15 protein-coding genes and 2 pseudogenes are annotated in these 15,412 nt (G+C 69.8%); 7 read left to right on the top strand and 10 right to left on the bottom strand.

Annotated features, from left to right (window positions below; all coding sequences use genetic code 11):
* Positions 1-145 precede the first annotated feature (145 nt).
* Positions 146-1,489 (bottom strand): trigger factor, encoded by a 1,344-nt coding sequence (tig, locus tag AC2W7C_RS04240; RefSeq protein ID WP_486000325.1) that lies wholly within the window; start codon positions 1,487-1,489, stop codon positions 146-148.
* 180 nt (positions 1,490-1,669) lie between these two features.
* On the opposite strand from tig, the pseudogene AC2W7C_RS04235 reads away from it, so the two are divergent.
* A pseudogene (locus AC2W7C_RS04235) lies at positions 1,670-2,378 on the top strand (MBL fold metallo-hydrolase).
* Here the strand turns inward: AC2W7C_RS04235 and AC2W7C_RS04230 are convergent.
* On the bottom strand, positions 2,362-2,667 hold the full coding sequence (locus tag AC2W7C_RS04230) for a hypothetical protein (protein ID WP_486000324.1): 306 nt from the start codon (positions 2,665-2,667) through the stop codon (positions 2,362-2,364). The pseudogene AC2W7C_RS04235 and the gene AC2W7C_RS04230 overlap by 17 nt on opposite strands.
* 120 nt (positions 2,668-2,787) lie before the next feature.
* Between AC2W7C_RS04230 and AC2W7C_RS04225 the strand changes: the two genes are divergently transcribed.
* Both AC2W7C_RS04225 and AC2W7C_RS04220 read left to right on the top strand, forming a co-directional pair.
* Entirely contained in the window at positions 2,788-2,988 is a 201-nt protein-coding gene (locus tag AC2W7C_RS04225; protein ID WP_486000323.1) for a hypothetical protein, read from the top strand.
* Between the two features lie 93 nt (positions 2,989-3,081).
* Positions 3,082-3,303 carry a con-10 family general stress protein gene (locus AC2W7C_RS04220; RefSeq protein WP_486000322.1) on the top strand — a complete coding sequence of 74 codons (222 nt, stop codon included), beginning with the start codon at positions 3,082-3,084 and terminating at the stop codon, positions 3,301-3,303.
* Between the two features lie 56 nt (positions 3,304-3,359).
* Here AC2W7C_RS04220 and egtB read toward each other — a convergent pair whose 3' ends face one another.
* The gene (gene egtB / locus AC2W7C_RS04215) at positions 3,360-5,516 is read right to left on the bottom strand and encodes an ergothioneine biosynthesis protein EgtB (RefSeq protein WP_486000321.1); all 2,157 of its coding nucleotides are present in this window, start codon (positions 5,514-5,516) and stop codon (positions 3,360-3,362) included.
* A gap of 176 nt (positions 5,517-5,692) precedes the next feature.
* On the opposite strand from egtB, the gene AC2W7C_RS04210 reads away from it, so the two are divergent.
* Positions 5,693-6,271: a sigma-70 family RNA polymerase sigma factor gene (locus tag AC2W7C_RS04210; RefSeq protein ID WP_486000320.1), complete on the top strand. Its 579-nt coding sequence runs from the start codon at positions 5,693-5,695 to the stop codon at positions 6,269-6,271.
* A 10-nt stretch (positions 6,272-6,281) separates the two neighbouring features.
* On the opposite strand, the gene AC2W7C_RS04205 is transcribed toward AC2W7C_RS04210, so the two are convergent.
* From AC2W7C_RS04205 to AC2W7C_RS04195, 3 genes are read right to left on the bottom strand one after another with little or no spacing between them, the layout of a single operon-like run.
* Positions 6,282-7,295 carry a threonine aldolase family protein gene (locus tag AC2W7C_RS04205; protein ID WP_486000319.1) on the bottom strand — a complete coding sequence of 338 codons (1,014 nt, stop codon included), beginning with the start codon at positions 7,293-7,295 and terminating at the stop codon, positions 6,282-6,284.
* 3 nt (positions 7,296-7,298) lie between these two features.
* The gene (locus tag AC2W7C_RS04200; protein ID WP_486000318.1) at positions 7,299-8,279 is read right to left on the bottom strand and encodes a mechanosensitive ion channel family protein; all 981 of its coding nucleotides are present in this window, start codon (positions 8,277-8,279) and stop codon (positions 7,299-7,301) included.
* 52 nt (positions 8,280-8,331) lie between these two features.
* Positions 8,332-8,700, bottom strand: a complete 369-nt coding sequence (locus AC2W7C_RS04195; protein ID WP_486000317.1) for a DoxX family protein — start codon at positions 8,698-8,700, stop codon at positions 8,332-8,334.
* A gap of 99 nt (positions 8,701-8,799) precedes the next feature.
* Between AC2W7C_RS04195 and AC2W7C_RS04190 the strand changes: the two genes are divergently transcribed.
* Complete coding sequence (locus AC2W7C_RS04190; RefSeq protein WP_486000316.1) at positions 8,800-9,240, top strand: MarR family winged helix-turn-helix transcriptional regulator; 441 nt, start codon at positions 8,800-8,802, stop codon at positions 9,238-9,240.
* Positions 9,241-9,243: 3 nt separating this feature from the next.
* On the opposite strand, the pseudogene AC2W7C_RS04185 reads toward AC2W7C_RS04190, so the two are convergent.
* The 3 genes and pseudogenes from AC2W7C_RS04185 to AC2W7C_RS04175 all read right to left on the bottom strand — a co-directional run bounded on the left by AC2W7C_RS04185 (position 9,244) and on the right by AC2W7C_RS04175 (position 13,266).
* A pseudogene (locus AC2W7C_RS04185) lies at positions 9,244-10,941 on the bottom strand (cisplatin damage response ATP-dependent DNA ligase).
* A gap of 88 nt (positions 10,942-11,029) precedes the next feature.
* Complete coding sequence (locus AC2W7C_RS04180) at positions 11,030-12,853, bottom strand: ATP-binding protein (RefSeq protein WP_486000315.1); 1,824 nt, start codon at positions 12,851-12,853, stop codon at positions 11,030-11,032.
* 104 nt (positions 12,854-12,957) lie between these two features.
* The gene (locus AC2W7C_RS04175) at positions 12,958-13,266 is read right to left on the bottom strand and encodes a BolA family protein (protein ID WP_486000314.1); all 309 of its coding nucleotides are present in this window, start codon (positions 13,264-13,266) and stop codon (positions 12,958-12,960) included.
* Between the two features lie 45 nt (positions 13,267-13,311).
* Here AC2W7C_RS04175 and AC2W7C_RS04170 point away from each other — a divergent pair, with 45 nt between their 5' ends.
* On the top strand, positions 13,312-13,983 hold the full coding sequence (locus tag AC2W7C_RS04170; RefSeq protein ID WP_486000313.1) for a J domain-containing protein: 672 nt from the start codon (positions 13,312-13,314) through the stop codon (positions 13,981-13,983).
* 287 nt (positions 13,984-14,270) lie between these two features.
* Positions 14,271-14,699, top strand: coding sequence for an organic hydroperoxide resistance protein (locus AC2W7C_RS04165; RefSeq protein ID WP_486000312.1), 429 nt, complete (start codon positions 14,271-14,273; stop codon positions 14,697-14,699).
* A 7-nt stretch (positions 14,700-14,706) separates the two neighbouring features.
* On the opposite strand, the gene AC2W7C_RS04160 is transcribed toward AC2W7C_RS04165, so the two are convergent.
* On the bottom strand, positions 14,707-15,333 hold the full coding sequence (locus AC2W7C_RS04160; protein ID WP_486000311.1) for an ABC transporter permease: 627 nt from the start codon (positions 15,331-15,333) through the stop codon (positions 14,707-14,709).
* Between the last annotated feature and the right edge of the window lie 79 nt (positions 15,334-15,412).

Genomic DNA, 15,412 nt, shown 5'->3' with positions numbered 1-15,412 from the left:
CGCCCGCGCCTGCGGCGCGCGTCCTGAGGGGCGACGGCGAGCAACGCCGCGGCGGCCAGACTTGCGAACGCGCTCATGCGGCTCCCCCGGGGATGCGGATGCGAGGATAGGCGCGCGCTCGCGAGCGCCGCCGCGACGAGGCCGATCAGAGCTCGTCGTCTTCCTTGAGCAGCTCTTCCTTGGTGATCGGCGTGTCCTTCACCTCGGCGGTCGAGAAGATCAGGTCGCAGACCTTCTCCTCGTAGATCGGAGCGCGCATCTGGGCGGCGGCGTTCGGGTTCTGGCGGTAGAAGTCCAGCACCTGACGTTCCTGGCCCGGATAGTTGCGGGCCTCGTTCATGATGGCGTTGTTCAGCTCCTGGTCCGAGACCGTGACGTTGTTGGCGCGGCCGATCTCGGCCAGCACCAGGCCCAGGCGCACGCGGCGCTCGGCGATCTTGCGGTACTCTTCCTTCAGCTTTTTGTCGGACTTCTTGGCGTCCTCTTCCGGCAGGCGGCCGGCGGCCTTGTCGGCCTCGACCTGCTGCCAGATGCCGTCGAACTCGGCTTCCACCATCTTGGGCGGCAGCGGGAAGTCGTGGGCCTTGTCCAGCTCGTCCAGCAGGGCGCGCTTCAGCTTGAAGCGGGCGGCGCCGGCGTACTGCTGGTTCAGGTTGGCGCGCAGCAGCTCCTTGAGCTTGTCCAGCGATTCCAGGCCGATGCGCTTGGCGAAGTCCTCGTCGACCTTGGCCTCGGCCTCGGCCTTGATAGCCTTCACGGTGATGTCGAAGGTCGCCAGCTTCCCGGCCAGGTTCTTGGCCTGGTAGTCCTCGGGGAAGGTCACCTCGATGGTCTTCTCCTCGCCGACCTTCGCGCCCTTCAGCTGCTCTTCGAAGCCGGGGATGAAGCGGTTGGAGCCGATGACCAGGTCGGCGTCGGTGGCCGCGCCGCCCTCGAAGGGCTCGCCGTCCAGCTTGCCCAGGAAGTCGATGGTCAGCTGGTCGCCCTCGGCGGCCTTGACCGTCTTGCCCTTCTTGTCCTCGTAGGTCTTGGCTTGGCCGGCCAGTTCCGTCAGGGCCTCGTCCAGGTCGGCGTCGGACGCCTCATAGGTCGGGCGCTTCAGCTTCAACGTCTTGGGATCCACCGGGGTGAAGTCCGGCATGACCTCAAGAGACATTTCATAGGCCAGGTCGTCCTCGCCCTTGATGACCTTGTCCATGTCCGAGGTCAGCTTCATCTCGGCCGGAGCGGCGGGGCGCACCTTGGCCTCGTCCAGGGCCTTCTGGCTCGAGGTGTTCAGCTGGTCGTTGATGATCTCGCCCATCAGGTCGCGGCCGAACGTCTTCTTGACGTGGGCCAGCGGCACCTTGCCCGGGCGGAAGCCCTTCAGCTTCATCTGCGGCGCGACTTCCTTCAGGCGCGCGTCCAGCTTTTCGTTCAGCTCGGCGACGGGGATGGTCACCGCGATGACGCGGCTCAGGCCTTCGGAGGACTTTTCGACGACTTGCATGGTCGGGATTCTGACGCTCTGGGGCGGCGCCAATGAGGCCGGCGCGCGCGGTGTGGGAAAAGCAAGAAGGGCCGCCCTTTTCGAGGGCGCGCCTTTGAAGCCCGCCCTTATGTCGATGACCGCCCCAAAGGTCAACGCGGGACGGTTCCGGCGAGCCTCTGGGGAGGCTATCAAGCCTCCATGACCTCCTCCCCGATCGGCGTAGCCGTCTTTCCCGTCACGCCTCTTCAGCAGAACTGCACCCTTGTCTGGTGCCGCAAGACGCTGAAGGCGGCCATCATCGATCCCGGCGCGTCGGTGGACGGCCTGCTCGCCGCGACGGCCAAGCAGGGGCTGACCCTGGACGCCATCTGGATCACCCACGGCCACCTGGACCACGCCGCGCGCCGCCGAGATGCAGGAGAAGACTGGCCTGGACATCGTCGGCCCTCACCCCGAGGACCAGTTCTGGATCGACGGCATTCCCGCCCAGGGCCAGATGTACGGCATCCCGGAGGCCCGATCGTTCACGCCGACGCGCTGGCTGGCCGATGGCGACGTGCTGACCCTGGGCGAGACCGCCTGGGAGGTGCTGCATTGCCCGGGCCACACACCGGGGCACGTGGTGTTCTTCAACCGCGAGGCCCGCTTCGCCCAGGTCGGCGACGTGCTGTTCCAGGGTTCGATCGGCCGCACCGACTTCCCCCGCAGCGACCACGGCGCGCTGCTGAACGCCATCACCACCAAGCTCTGGCCGCTGGGCGACGACGTGACCTTCATCCCCGGCCATGGCCCCCACTCGACCTTCGGAGCCGAGCGGCGGACCAATCCCTTCGTCTCGGACGAGGCCATGCGACGGGCCCCGATCGCGCGCCCGGCGTCCGGTCCCTCCCTCACCGCCCTCCCCTAGCGCGCGGACCAGCAAGGCCGATCAGCAACCCCAGCCCAGGGCCCCACGCCGTGGCGCGGATGGGCTCGTCCTGCATCGCGCCCCTTAGGCGGCTGGCGCGCTCGCGGCCCCAGGTCCGCGCCGACGCCATGTCCTCGCGCAGCGCCTGGCGAAGGGGGCGCACGCCCAGCGACCGCATCCCCTCGTCACGAAGGATGGCGTCGGCCTCACGGTCCAGACGCGCCGAAACGGTGTCGTCGCCGTCTTCGATGTCCTCGACGTCCGAGGCGTCGGCGGTGGGATCGGTCATGGGAAAACTCCTGGGGCCCAGGTCCTGACAATCCGCCGCTCCCGCGCCGGTTCCGCGCGGCGATTGTGATGAAACGACCCGGCGGGCGCGACGTTGGCTGGGGCGGAAAGGAGGTTCGCCATGACCTATGTCGAACCCGACACTCCCGGCGGCGAGCCCGAGATCATGCCGCCGGATACGCCGGACCCGGACATCGATCCCGGCTCCCAGCCGGACGAGGACCCCGGGTCCATCCCGACCGAGGTTCCCCAGCCGGATCCCGGCGGTGGCGACCCCGGCGACTCGCGGCCCTACGGGGCGGGGTTTCGCCAAGGCCTATGATTCGTTCGCATTTGTGTGACCGAACCGTCGGAACCGGACGGGAGTCAGTGGGTTCAGACAGCAACCGCCACGCCGCCACGAAAGGAACCACTGATGGCTCAAGGTCAGCCCACTCGAGCCTCCGGCGTCTCCAAGCGGGGCTTCGCCTCGATGGACCCGGAGCGTCAGCGCGAAATCGCCCGGAAAGGCGGCGCCAGCGTGCCGAGCGAGAAGCGCAGTTTCTCCCAGGATCGCAGCTTGGCCGCTCAGGCGGGCCGCAAGGGCGGCGAGGCTTCGCACGGGTCGCGCACCCGAGAACGCCCCCCCGTCGAATAGGACGGCCTTGGACGGAAAGAAGGGCGGCGTCGCCAGGCGCCGCCCTTTTTCGCGCCTCAGGCCTCGAGCAGGGCCAGCGCCACCGCAGGGGCCGGGCTGGTGCGGAAGGCGGCGACCCGCCACCCCGAACGAAGGGCCATGTCGCGCACCGACGCCTCGGTGAACTTGCGCGAGTTCTCGGTATGCACCGTCTCGCCCTCGGCGAAGCCGATCCGGCGGTCGCCGATCCGCACGGACATGGCGCGCGTCGCTTCCAGGTGCATCTCCATCCGAGAGGCCGCGCCGTTCCAAACGGCGCGATGGGCGAAGGCTTCGACGTCGAAATCGGCGCCCAGCTCCCGATTGGCGCGGACCAGAAGATTCCGGTTGAAGGCGGCGGTGACGCCTTGGGCGTCGTCATAGGCCGCGATCAGCGCCGCCGGATCCTTGACCAGATCCACGCCCAGCACGAAGAGCGCGTCGGGCCCCAGCACGCGCCGCGCCGCGGCCAGGAAGGCCACCGCGTCATCCGGGTCCAGGTTGCCGATCGTCGAGCCGGGGAAGAAGCCGACCCGGCGGCCCGGGGGGACCTCGGCCGGCAGACGCTCCAGCCCCATGAAATCGCCCAGCACCGGCGCCACCTTCAGCGTGGGATAGGCGTCGCGGATCCGGCGGGCCGCGCCGTCCAGCGCCTCGCCGCTGATGTCGATCGGCACATAGGCCGCCAGGCCGGAAGCCGCGTCCAGCACGATGCGGGTCTTCTCGCTGGCGCCCGAGCCGAACTCGACCAACACGGCCCCCGGCCCGAAGCGCGCCGCCCAGTCCGGCGCCGTCTGGCGCAGCAGCGCCGCCTCCTGCCGCGTCGGATAGTATTCCGGCAGCCGCGTGATCTCCTCGAACAGCCGCGATCCCTCGGCGTCGTAGAACCATTTGGGCGAGGCGGTCTTCGGCGATCGCGACAGGCCGGCGATCAGGTCGTCGCGGAATCCCGCGGTTTCGTCCCCAGACAATGGAACGACCTCCTCGCGCGCGTCGGACGCCAACCGCACGCCGGCGAACGCCCAGCGTTGATGCGGGTAGAAGAAGTTGCGGTAGGTGGCGCGCGCATGGCCCTCGGGCGTGGCGAACGAGGCGCCCCGCAGCACCATCTGGTTGGCCATGAACTTGCCGTTGTATTCCGACGCCGTCCCCTCGGTCGGACGGAAACCCGGATAGGGCGCATAGGCCGAGGCCGTCCATTGCCAGACCTCCCCGAAGGCGTTCGTCAGCGCTTCGGACCGGGTCCGGACCGCATGCTCCCACTCGGCTTCGGTGGGCAGCCGGCGCCCGGCCCAACGGGCGAAGGCGTCGGCCTCGTAGAAGCTGACGTGCCGCACCGGCTGCGCCAGGTCGACCGCCCGACGGCCGGCCAGCGTCATGGTCGACCAGCCGTCCGCCTCGCGCCGCCAGTACAGCGGGGCCGTCCAGCCCTCGCGCCGAACCGCCGCCCAGCCGTCCGAGAGCCAGAGCTCGGGGCGGTCGTAGCCGCCATCCTCGATGAAGGCGATCCACTCGCCGTTGACGACCAGGTCTCGAGCCAGGGCGTAGGGCTCAAGCCAGACGCGGTGCTGGGGGCCCTCGTTGTCGAAGGCGAAGCCCGCGCCGTCGTGGCCCAGCTCGACCAGCCCGCCCTCCATATGCAGCACCCCGCCCCCGGCAGGCTCGGCGGCTCCGGCGCGGGGCTCGCGGTCGTACGCCGCGGGGTCCAGGGGCGATCGGGCCATCAGGTTCAGCACGTCCATCAGGAACAGCTCCTGATGCTGCTGATCGTGATGCAGGCCGAGGGTGAACAGATATCGCGATCGGGCGTCGTCGCGGCCCTCGCCCAGCCAGGCGATCATCCGGCGATCGATCTCCCGACGGTAGGCCAGCACCTCTTCCAGCGCCGGGCGGGTCATCAGACCGCGTTCCGGACGCGCCACCCGCTCGCCCAGCGCTTCGTAGTAGCTGTTGAACAGGGTCTGCCAGGCCGGATCGACGGGCTGATACTCCGGCTCCTGCGACAGGATCATCGCCTCGAAGAACCAGCTCGTATGGGCCAGGTGCCACTTGCCGGGGCTGCAATCGGCCATCGACTGGGCGGCCAGGTCCTCGGCGGACAGCGGCCGCGCCAGCTCGGGCATGGCGGACCGGACCCGACGAAACGCCGCGATATCCCTGTCGACGATCGAGCGAACTCGCGAATGGACATTCATGCGGTCAGCTCCCCCGCCGTGGACCCGGGAGATGGGGCGGCCCCTGTGTAACCGCCAGTGTTTCCATCCGTTCCGCCCTCGGGCTGCTGCCAGGGTTTGGCAGCAGGAACGCCCCCGGAACACCCGCGTTTCAGAAGGGACCGGCCCTCCCCCGGCGCAGCCCCGTCGCATCCCTCATGCCGCAAACCCGCGCAGCCTCCGCCGACGGGGACGACGCCGCCCCCGATCCGAACGGCGACGCCCCGGACGGAATCCGCGACCCGACCCACTGGCGCGAGTCGGTGGCCGCCAAGGCCCCGGCTCTTCGCGCCTTCGCCTGGTCCCTTGCGCGCAATCCCGCCGACGCGGACGACCTGGTCCAGGAGACCCTGGCCAAGGCCTGGAGCAACCGCGACCGGTTCGAGCCGGGCACGAACCTGCGCGCCTGGCTTTTCACCATCCTGCGGAACTCCTGGTACTCGACCCTGGCGCGGCGCCGACGCGAGGTGGCCGACGAGGACGGCAAGCACGCCGCCCGGCTGACGGCCGAGGGCAATCAGGAATGGTCGATGGAGCTGGACGCTCTACGGGCGGCGCTGGACGACCTTCCGCCCACCCATCGCGAGGCCATCGTCCTGGTCGGCGCCGCCGGCCTGTCCTACGAGGAGGCCGCCGAGATCGCCGGGTGCGCCCTGGGCACCATCAAGAGCCGCGTCAACCGCGCCCGCAACCGCCTGGCCGAGGCCCTGGAGATGCCGCGGCGGGACGAGGAGTAGGCGTCAGACCCTACAGCGAGACGACGGCGTCCAGCAGTTCGTCGACAGCCTCCGCCGCCGTCGCCCACGAGCAGACGAACCGCACCGAGCCGTCGTCGAAGCGGTAGCAGGCCCAGCCCAGCTCGTTCAGCCGCTGGTGCGCCCGGGCCGGCATGCGCACGAACACGGCGTTGGCCTCGACCGGATGGGCCAGGGCGAAGGGCGAGCGGTGCGCGATCCCCTCGGCCAGCCGCTGGGCCATCAGATTGGCGTGGGCGGCGCCGTCCTCCCAGGCGTTGGTCTCCAGCAGCCCTACGAACGGCGCCGCCAGGAACCGGCCCTTGGACGCCGTCTGGCCGGCCTGCTTCAGCCGGTTGTCGACCCGGCGGGCCAGCGACTTGTCGAACATCACGATGGCCTCGGCGCACGGCGCGCCGGCCTTGGCCCCGCCGAAGACCAGCACGTCCACGCCCAGCCGGGCGATCTGGGTCAGGTCGAACCCGGCCGCCGCCGCATTGGCCAGCCGCGCGCCGTCCAGATGCACGCCGTAACCCTTCAGCTTCACCGGCTCGATCAGGTGGCGCAGGTCCTCCTCGGTGTAGACCGTGCCGTACTCGGTCGACTGGGTCAGGCTCAGCGCCGCCGGCGGCTGGCGGTGGCCGACCTCGGGCTCCTCCAGCGCCGCCTGCAGCGCCTTGGGATCGATCTTGCCCGAAAAGCCCGGCAGGCCGATCAGGCCCACGCCGGATCCGAAGAAGCCCGGCGCCCCCGTCTCGTCGGTGCAGACGTGGGCGGCGTGATGCGCCAGGACCGCTTCATGGGGCCAGGCCAGCATCGACAGGGCGATGGCGTTGGCCGCGGTGCCGGAAAATGCGAAGCGGATGTCGGCGTCGGCGTCCAGGCGCTGGCGGATCAGGTCCCCCGCCCGCGCGGTGAGGTCGTCGGCGCCATAGGAACGGGCATAGCCGGCGTTGGCCTCGACCAGCGCCTGCAGGGCCGCCGGCGCCATCCCGGCGGTGTTGTCCGAGCCGAAATCGTAACGCACGCCCTAGCCCTCGCCGCTGTCCTGATGGGCGTCGCCCGGCGACGGATCGCTGGGCGGCGCGGCCTTTCTGGCGCGATTCTTCCGTTTCGGGGCGGGCGCCGCGTCCGGGGCCTCCTCGTGCACGGCGACCTGGTGCGGGAAGGGAATCTCGATCCCCGCGGCGTCCAGCGCCTCCTTGGCGGCCTGCAGGACGTCGGCCTTGGTCTGCCAGTAGTCGTCCGACCTGGTCCAGGCCTGCAGCGACATCTCCACCGAGCTGTCCAGCAGCGCGGTCACCCCGGCCCAGGGCGCGGGATCGGGCAGGACCTTGGGATGACGGCCCGCCGCCCCGACCAGCACCTCGCGCGCCCGGTTCAGGTCGTCGCCGTAGCCGACCCCGATCTTGAGCTCCATCCGGCGGGTCCTCTGGCCAGACAGGTTCATGATGACGTCGCCGAACACCTTGGAGTTCGGCACCACGATCTTGACGTTGTTGGCGTCCGACAGCTGGGTCAGGAACAGGTCCAGCCGCTGGACCTTGCCGACCCGGCCGCCCACGTCGATCAGGTCGCCGACGCGATAGGGGCGCAGGATCAGCAGCATGACCCCCGCCGCGACGTTGGACAGCGTCCCCTGCAGCGCCAGGCCCACCGCCAGCGAGGCGGCGCCCAGGACGGCGATGATCGAGGTGGTCTGCACCCCCAGCCGCTGCAGCACGGCGATGAAGCCGACGATGAAGACCACCACCCGCACCACCTGCACGGCGAAGCTGAGCACCGTGGGGTCCTGCCGGAAACCCTTCATCCGGCCCAGGAACCGCCGCGTGACGCCCGCGGCCCAGCGCGAGGCGAACACCGTCACGACCAGGATGACGATGGCGATGGCGAGGTTGATCGCGAAGTCGCCGGCCATGTCGGTCAGCTTGGCGATCATGGCGGCGTCGACCGCGGCGGCTTTTTCGCCGGCGGCGACGGCCTCGGTCAGGGGAGCGACGAGGGAGGACATGGCGCGGGTCTAACGCCTGACGCCGGGATTGGAAGCCCTCCCCCGCCCGGTTTCAACCCGTCGTGGCGGCCAGCAGCAGGCCGCCGACCAGTGCGATGTTGCCGATGAAGGTGTTTTGCACCGAATGCCGGGTCTCGGGGGGCTGACGCCAGAAGTCCAGCAGGGTCACGCTGGCGACCACCGTGAACAGGATCAGGGCGCCGGAGGCCAAGGCGGTCTGCACCCCGACGATCAGCAGGACGCCGCCGAAGACCTCCAGTCCCATGCCGCTCGACAACAGCAAGGCGGGCGCCGGCCAGCCCTTGCCCTTCAGCATCGCGACCCTGGCGGGGAAGTTCAGCGCGTGCTGAAGCGCCGACCACAGAAAGACGGCGCCGATCAGCGCCGCGCCGATGTGAGGATGAGGCGTGAGGTCGATCATGGGCGTCTCCCTTTCAAGGCTTGCCCGGTCCCGCCGGATATGGCCTGTTGTTTCGATATCTAATAGATAGATATCTAATCGTTCGATGTCTATAATTTTATGATGACGCCCTACCCCCCTCCCGTCGGCCTGGTGCTGGCGCGCACCGCCAAGGCCTGCGCCCGCGCGTTCGAGGACGCCCTGGCCTCGGCCGGCGGATCCACGCCGGTGTGGATGACGCTGATGACCCTGATGCAGGGTGAGCACCGCACCCAGTCCGAGCTGGCCGCCGCCATCGGCGTCCAGGGCCCGACCCTGACCCACCATCTGAACAACATGGAGCGGGACGGCCTGATCCGGCGCGAGCGCGCGCCCGAGAACCGGCGCGTGCACAACGTCTCCCTGACCGCCGAGGGCCGGGCGTTGTTCGAGCGTCTGCGCCAGGCCGCTATGGCGCACGACGCCCGCATCCGCCAGGGATTCAGCTCCGAGGAGGTCGCCCAGCTGCGCGGCTTGTTGGGCCGCCTGGCCGCCAACGTGCCCGAGGCGCAGCTGTTTTGACGGCTAGGTCGCCTTCACCACCCGCCCGCCGCCGCGCTCGATGGCGTCCAGAAGGTCCATGACGTCGTCCAGGGTGTTCGCCTCGCGCGCCGGCTTGTCCCAGCGAATGCGGCTGACGCGCGGGAAGCGCATCGCCACGCCGGACTTGTGCCGCGCGGACCGGTTCAGCCCCTCGAACGCGATCTCCAGCACCAGGCCGAAGTCCCGCTCGGCCCGCACCGAGCGCACCGGCCCGAAGCGCTCGACGGTGTGGTCGCGCACGAACTTGTCCAGCTGTTTCAGCTCCTCGTCGGTGAAGCCGAAATAGGCCTTGCCCACCGGCGTCAGCGCGCCCTCCTCGGTCCAGACGCCGAAGGTGTAGTCGGAATAGAAGCTGGACCGCTTCCCATGCCCGCGCTGGGCGTACATCAGCACGGCGTCGATCACGTGCGGGTCCCGCTTCCACTTGAACCACGGCCCCTTGGGCCGCCCGGCGACATAGGCGCTGTCCCAGCGCTTCAGCATCAACCCTTCGGCGGCGGCTCCGACCGGCGGATCCGCCCTGAGGGCGGCCAGATCCTCCCACCGCGCGTAGGGCACGATCGGCGACAGATGCAGCCGCTCGCCGCCCCGGCCGGCCAGCGCCTCCAGCCGCGCCCCGGCGCTCGCGCAGGGTCAGGCCGCGCAGATCCTCGCCCCGCTCCGCCAGAAGGTCGTAGGCGACGACCGCCGCCGGAAAGGCCGTCACGGTCTTGGCGTCCACCGTCTTGCGGTTCAGCCGTTGCTGCAAGTCCCCGAACGGGGCCACGCCGCCGTCCCGCCAGACGACCAGCTCTCCGTCCACGGCCCCCTCGAACGCCAGGCCCGCCATGACGTCCGGAAACGCGCCGGAGATCTCGTCGCCGGTGCGCGAGTACAGTTTTTCGACCCCGCCCTCGAGCACCGCCTGCACCCGGATGCCGTCCCATTTCCACTCCGCGGCGTAGTCGGCGGGGTCCAGCCGGGCGAAGTCGGCCGTCTCGTCCAGAGCCACGGCCAGCATCACCGGGCGGAAGCGGCCGGGCGCGTCGCCGCTGGGCCGCTCTCCCCGCCCCTCCAGCCAGGCGAACAGGTCGGCGTAGGGCGGCGACAGCGCATGCCACACCTCCTCGATGTCCGAGGCCTGGACCGGCTCCAGCCGCGTCGTCGCCTCCCCCGGGGGGGGCCGCCCGGCTCCGGCGGTTCGCTGACGGCGGCGGGGCGCATCATCGCGGCCGCCGTCTTGGCCAGACGCGCCGACAATCCCACCCGCAGCGCCCCGGTCATCAGCTTCAGCAGCGCCCAGCGGGATTGCGGCTCGAGCGCGTCCAGCCACCCCTCCAGCAGGCCCTTCACCTCGCCTCGACCGGCGGTCCGCAGGGCGTCGACGACCTCGCCCAGCTCGGGTTCGCGATTGGGCCGGTGTTCGGCGTCCGCCGGCCAGATCAGAGCGACCGTCTCGGCCAGGTCGCCGACGTAGTCGTAGGACCAGCGGAACAGGGTCGGATCGACCCGGGCCTCGACCGCCTTGCGGATCATCGCGGGCTTGGCCGCGTCGAAGGACAGGTCGCCGGTCAGCGCCGCCAGGGCCCAGCCCCGGTCTGGATCGGGCGTCGCCCTCAGATAATCCCTGAGCAACACCAGCTTGGCGTTGCGCGACGCGGTCAGCGACAGGCGGTCCAGCAGTTCGGCGAAGGCGCGCATCGGACCTCATTCAGGCACAGCTTCAGCCAAACGCGAAAACGCCCCGGAAGTCTCCCTCCAGGGCGCATTCGTGGGCATGTCGAAGGTCTCAGGCGGCGGCGGCGTCCAGGTCCTCGCTCGCCTCCGTGACCAGGGCGCGGACCCCGGCGCGGCCCGCCCCGACGCGGTTCATCACCATGGCCAGGGCTGCGAAGTCGATCGGCTTGTTCAGATAGGCGTCGGCCCCGGCGTCCAGGCCCGCCTGGTGGTCCTCGCTGCGGGCCGAGGCGGACAGGACGACGATGGGCGTGTCGCGGTTCGGCCCCTCGGCCGCGCGGATGGCGCGGGTGGCCGTCAGGCCGTCCATCACCGGCATGTTCACGTCCATCACGATCAGGTCGAACTTCTGTTCCCCGGCGGCCTCGATGGCGATCTGGCCGTTCTCGGCGGTGGCCGAGCGGTGGCCGGCCGAGCCCATCCAGGCCTCCAGGATCATGCGGTTGACGGGATGGTCCTCGACCACCAGGACAGTCAGCGACTGGCCGCCCTCGACCTCGGCCACGATCGCCTCGGCGGCCTTCTCCGGCGCCCAGCGGACCACGTCGGCCTCGACGGTGAAGGTGAAGGTCGATCCCTCGCCGACCGTCGATTCCACCGTGATGTCGCCGTGCATGATGTTGGCCATGCGGCGCGAGATCGTCAGACCCAGCCCCGTGCCCCCGAAGCGGCGGGTCGAGGAGGCGTCGACCTGGGTGAAGGGCTGGAACAGCCGCTCCAGGTCCTCCGGCGCGATGCCCGCGCCCGAATCCTTGACCACGAAGTCGAACCGCACCCGCCCGTCGTCCAGCTTCTCGCCCCGCACGGTGTAGACGATCTCGCCGGCGTCGGTGAACTTCACCGCGTTGGACAGGAGGTTGTGGATCACCTGGCAGGTGCGCAGCGGATCGCCGCGCACCACCGCCGGCAGTTCGCCCTCCAGCCGGGTGCTGAAGGTCAGGCCCTTGGCCTCGGCCTGGGCCTGGAAGGGCCCGGTGACGCGCTTGTGCAGGTCTTCGATGACCACGTCGACGACCTCGAAGGTCATCTTGCCGGCCTCGATCTTGGTCATGTCCAGGATGTCGTTGAGCAGGCTCAGCAGATTGTCGCCCGAGTTGCGGATGATCGACAGATACTCGCGCTGCGTCGGCTCCAGCCGCGTCGCGCCCAGCAACTGGGCCGCGCCCAGGACGCCGTTCATCGGCGTGCGCAGCTCGTGCGAGATGACGCCCAGGAAGTTGGACTTGGCGTCCGAGGCGGCGTTGGCCTTGTCGCGGGCCGATTCCAGCTCCTCGATCAGGTGGGCCTGGTGTTCCTGGAAGGCGCGGATGCGCTCCTCGCGCAGCATGGTCATCGTCACCAGGACGAACAGGCCGGCGGCCGTGAACGGCACCACGGCCAGGAATTGCCAGAACTCCGGCGTGCCCCACAGGCTGGCCGCGATGATCAGGGCGGCGGCGCCGTAGGGCGAGGAAATCACGATGGCCTGGCGGGGCGAGCTGCGAAGCTGGGCGAACACCAGCACGTATCCGGCGACCAACAGCGCCATGCCCAGCGAATGACCGAAGGCCGCGCCCGAGAACCAGGCCAGCAGCGGGGCGGTGGCCCAGGCGGCGGTCGTGGCGGTGGCGACCGCGGGGAACACCAGGCCCCAGCCCGCGCCGACCCGGTGGCTGATGCGCTTCTCCACGCCCCCGCGCAGGGCCCCTGCGGCCAGGGTGCCCACGAACCACAGGGCCGCGGCGGTCCAGCCGACCGTGGCCAGCAGGCCGACGGCCCAGCTGGCGATGATCAGATAGCGCAGATATTGCGTCTGGAGGATCGCGCGCAGGGCCTGGGCGGCCTCGCCCGAATCCGGGTCTCCAGCCGCCTTGCCGATGCCGTCGGATTCCACCATCGCGCGCCCCGAGCCCCGTTACAACCCGGCGGGACGCTAGGGCGAACCTTCTAAGACGAAGTGAACGCTGACGGTTCTGTGACGAACATTGTTCCGCCGAGCACCTAGGCCGCGTCCTGGGCGTCCTCCTCCGGCGTCAGGGCGCGGATCGACAGGGCGTGCACGGGTCCCGCCAGCTCCTCGCTGAGCGCGGCGTTGACGGCTCGCTGGCGCTGCACGCGTCCCAGTCCCCGGAAGGCGGCCGACACCGCCGTCAGGTTGAAATGGCTCTCGCCCCCCGGCTTGGCGTCCATCCCGCCCTCGTGGTGGTGGCCCGCGTGCCGCCAGCTGTCGTCCTCGATCTCCAGGCGCACGGGATCGAGGACCGCGGTCAGTTTCTCGCGGATAATCGTCGCGATCGGCCCTTCGGGCATCGTCAAGTCCTTGTTGCGGTCCAAATCGACCCTACACTTCGGGCGATGTCGTCCGCGTTTCAATACAAGCCGCGATTCAAGGATATGCGGGTCAAGCCGCCCCGCCCCGAAGAGGAGGCGGCGGAGGAGGACGTCCTGCACCTGAAGCCGGGCGAAAAGGCCTGCCAGTGGCCCGACTGCCGCCAGGCCGCCACGGCCCGGGCGCCCAAGTCGCGCGAGCGGCTGCACGACTTCTATGACTTCTGCCAGCGCCACGCCGGCGAGTACAACAAGGGCTGGAACTTCTACGCCGGCATGAGCGAGGGCGAGGTCCGCGCCGCCCAGGAGAACGAGGCCATGACCGGCGGCCGGCCCACATGGGAGATGAAGGCCGGCAAATTCACCCGCGAGGCCGCCGCCTTCGCCGCCAAGATGGGTACGTCCAACACCCAGGGCGCCGGCAGCTGGCGGGACAGCTTCGGCCTGTTCGGCCGACGCACGCGCGAGCACGCCGTTCCCGAGGGCCAGGACGACCTGCGCCTGGGCAAGCTCGAACGCGCGGCCCTGGCCGACCTGGACCTGGACGTCCGGACCGACAAGAAGGCGGTCAAGGCGCGCTATCACGAGCTGCTGAAACGCTTCCACCCCGACATGAACCAGGGCGACCGCGGGGCCGAGGCCAAGCTCCAGCGCGTCATCAAGGCCTACAAGACCCTCAAGAAGGCCGGCCTGGCTTAGGCTCAATCGACCATTCCCGGCCCCCGGGTCGCGCCGCTTGCGCGGCCCGCCCGAGGGGTAAACCCGCCGGGAATCCATCAACACCAAGACCGGAAGTCGAGACCTCGCGGCGCTGATCGCGTTCTTGAATGGCCGGGACGAGCCTGGCCATGACGGAAGGCAGGGTACGACAGGCGGGTAGGGCTATTGACTGAATGTCGCTGGATTCCCCGCCTCGCCGCGCCTACATATTCGTTATCGCGATAAACAATCGCCGCCCGCGACGGCCACGATGATGGAGACCTGAAATGGAAGTCCTCTACCGCGCCCATGCGACCGCTTCCGGCGGCGGCCGCGACGAAGGCCGCTCGCGCACCGACGACGGCAAGATCGACGTGCGCCTGTCCGTCCCGACCGAAATGGGCGGCAAGGGCGGCGACGGGACCAACCCTGAACAGCTGTTCGCCACCGGCTACGCCGCCTGCTACCTGGGCGCCCTGCGCCTGGTCTCGGGCAAGGCGGGCACGCCGGTCGGCCCCGACACCAAGGTCTCGGCCGGCATCGGCTTCGGCAAGAACACCCGCGGCGAGGGCTTCAACCTCGACGTCGAGCTGACGGTCTCGGACCACGGCCTGGACCAGGCGGTGATCGACGACCTGATCGCCAAGGCCCACCAGGTCTGCCCGTATTCGAACGCCACCCGCGGCAACGTCGACGTCGCGCTGAAGGCGGTCTGATCCGCCCCTAGTCCAGGGTGGTCCGGTACCTGAGCATCGCCAGGGCGCCGACCGCCAGGACGAAGAGGGCCAGGGCGAACAGGCTGGGGCCGGCGTTCTCCAGCCCTACGCCCTTGAGCAGCGATCCCCGCACCACCCGCAGGAAGTGGGTGACGGGGATCGCCGTGCCGATCCACTGCGCCCAGTCCGGCATGCCTCGGAACGGAAACATGAAGCCCGACAGCAGGATCGACGGCAGCATGTAGAAGAAGCTCATCTGCATGGCCTGCAACTGGGTCTTGGCCGCCGTCGAGATCAGGAAGCCCAGCGACAGCGAGCCGACGATGAACAGCATCAGGCCCGCGCCCAGCGCGATCCAGCCGCCGCTCATCGGCACGGCGAACAGCACCCGCGCCATGATCAGGATCACCGCGGCCTGGATCAGGCCGACCACCACATAGGGCGTCAGCTTGCCGATCATCACCTCCAGCGGCCGCACCGGCGTGGCCAGCAGACTTTCCATCGTGCCCCGTTCGCGCTCGCGGGCCATGCCCAGCGAGGTCATCATCACCAGGGTCATCGACAGGATCACGCCCAGCAGGCCCGGCACGATGTTGTAGGCGGTGATCGCCTCGGGATTGTAGCGGCGGTGCACGACCACCTCGAAACGGCTGCGCGCCCGGCGCCCGGTCGGCCAGCGGCCCCGTCAGCTCCCGCGCCAGCGCCTGCGCCGG

It is taken from the genome of Brevundimonas sp. CURTG3B2_SDJG (assembly GCF_057364705.1).
Note: the sequence above shows the minus strand (reverse complement) of the source record. Positions and strands in the feature narration are given on the sequence as shown.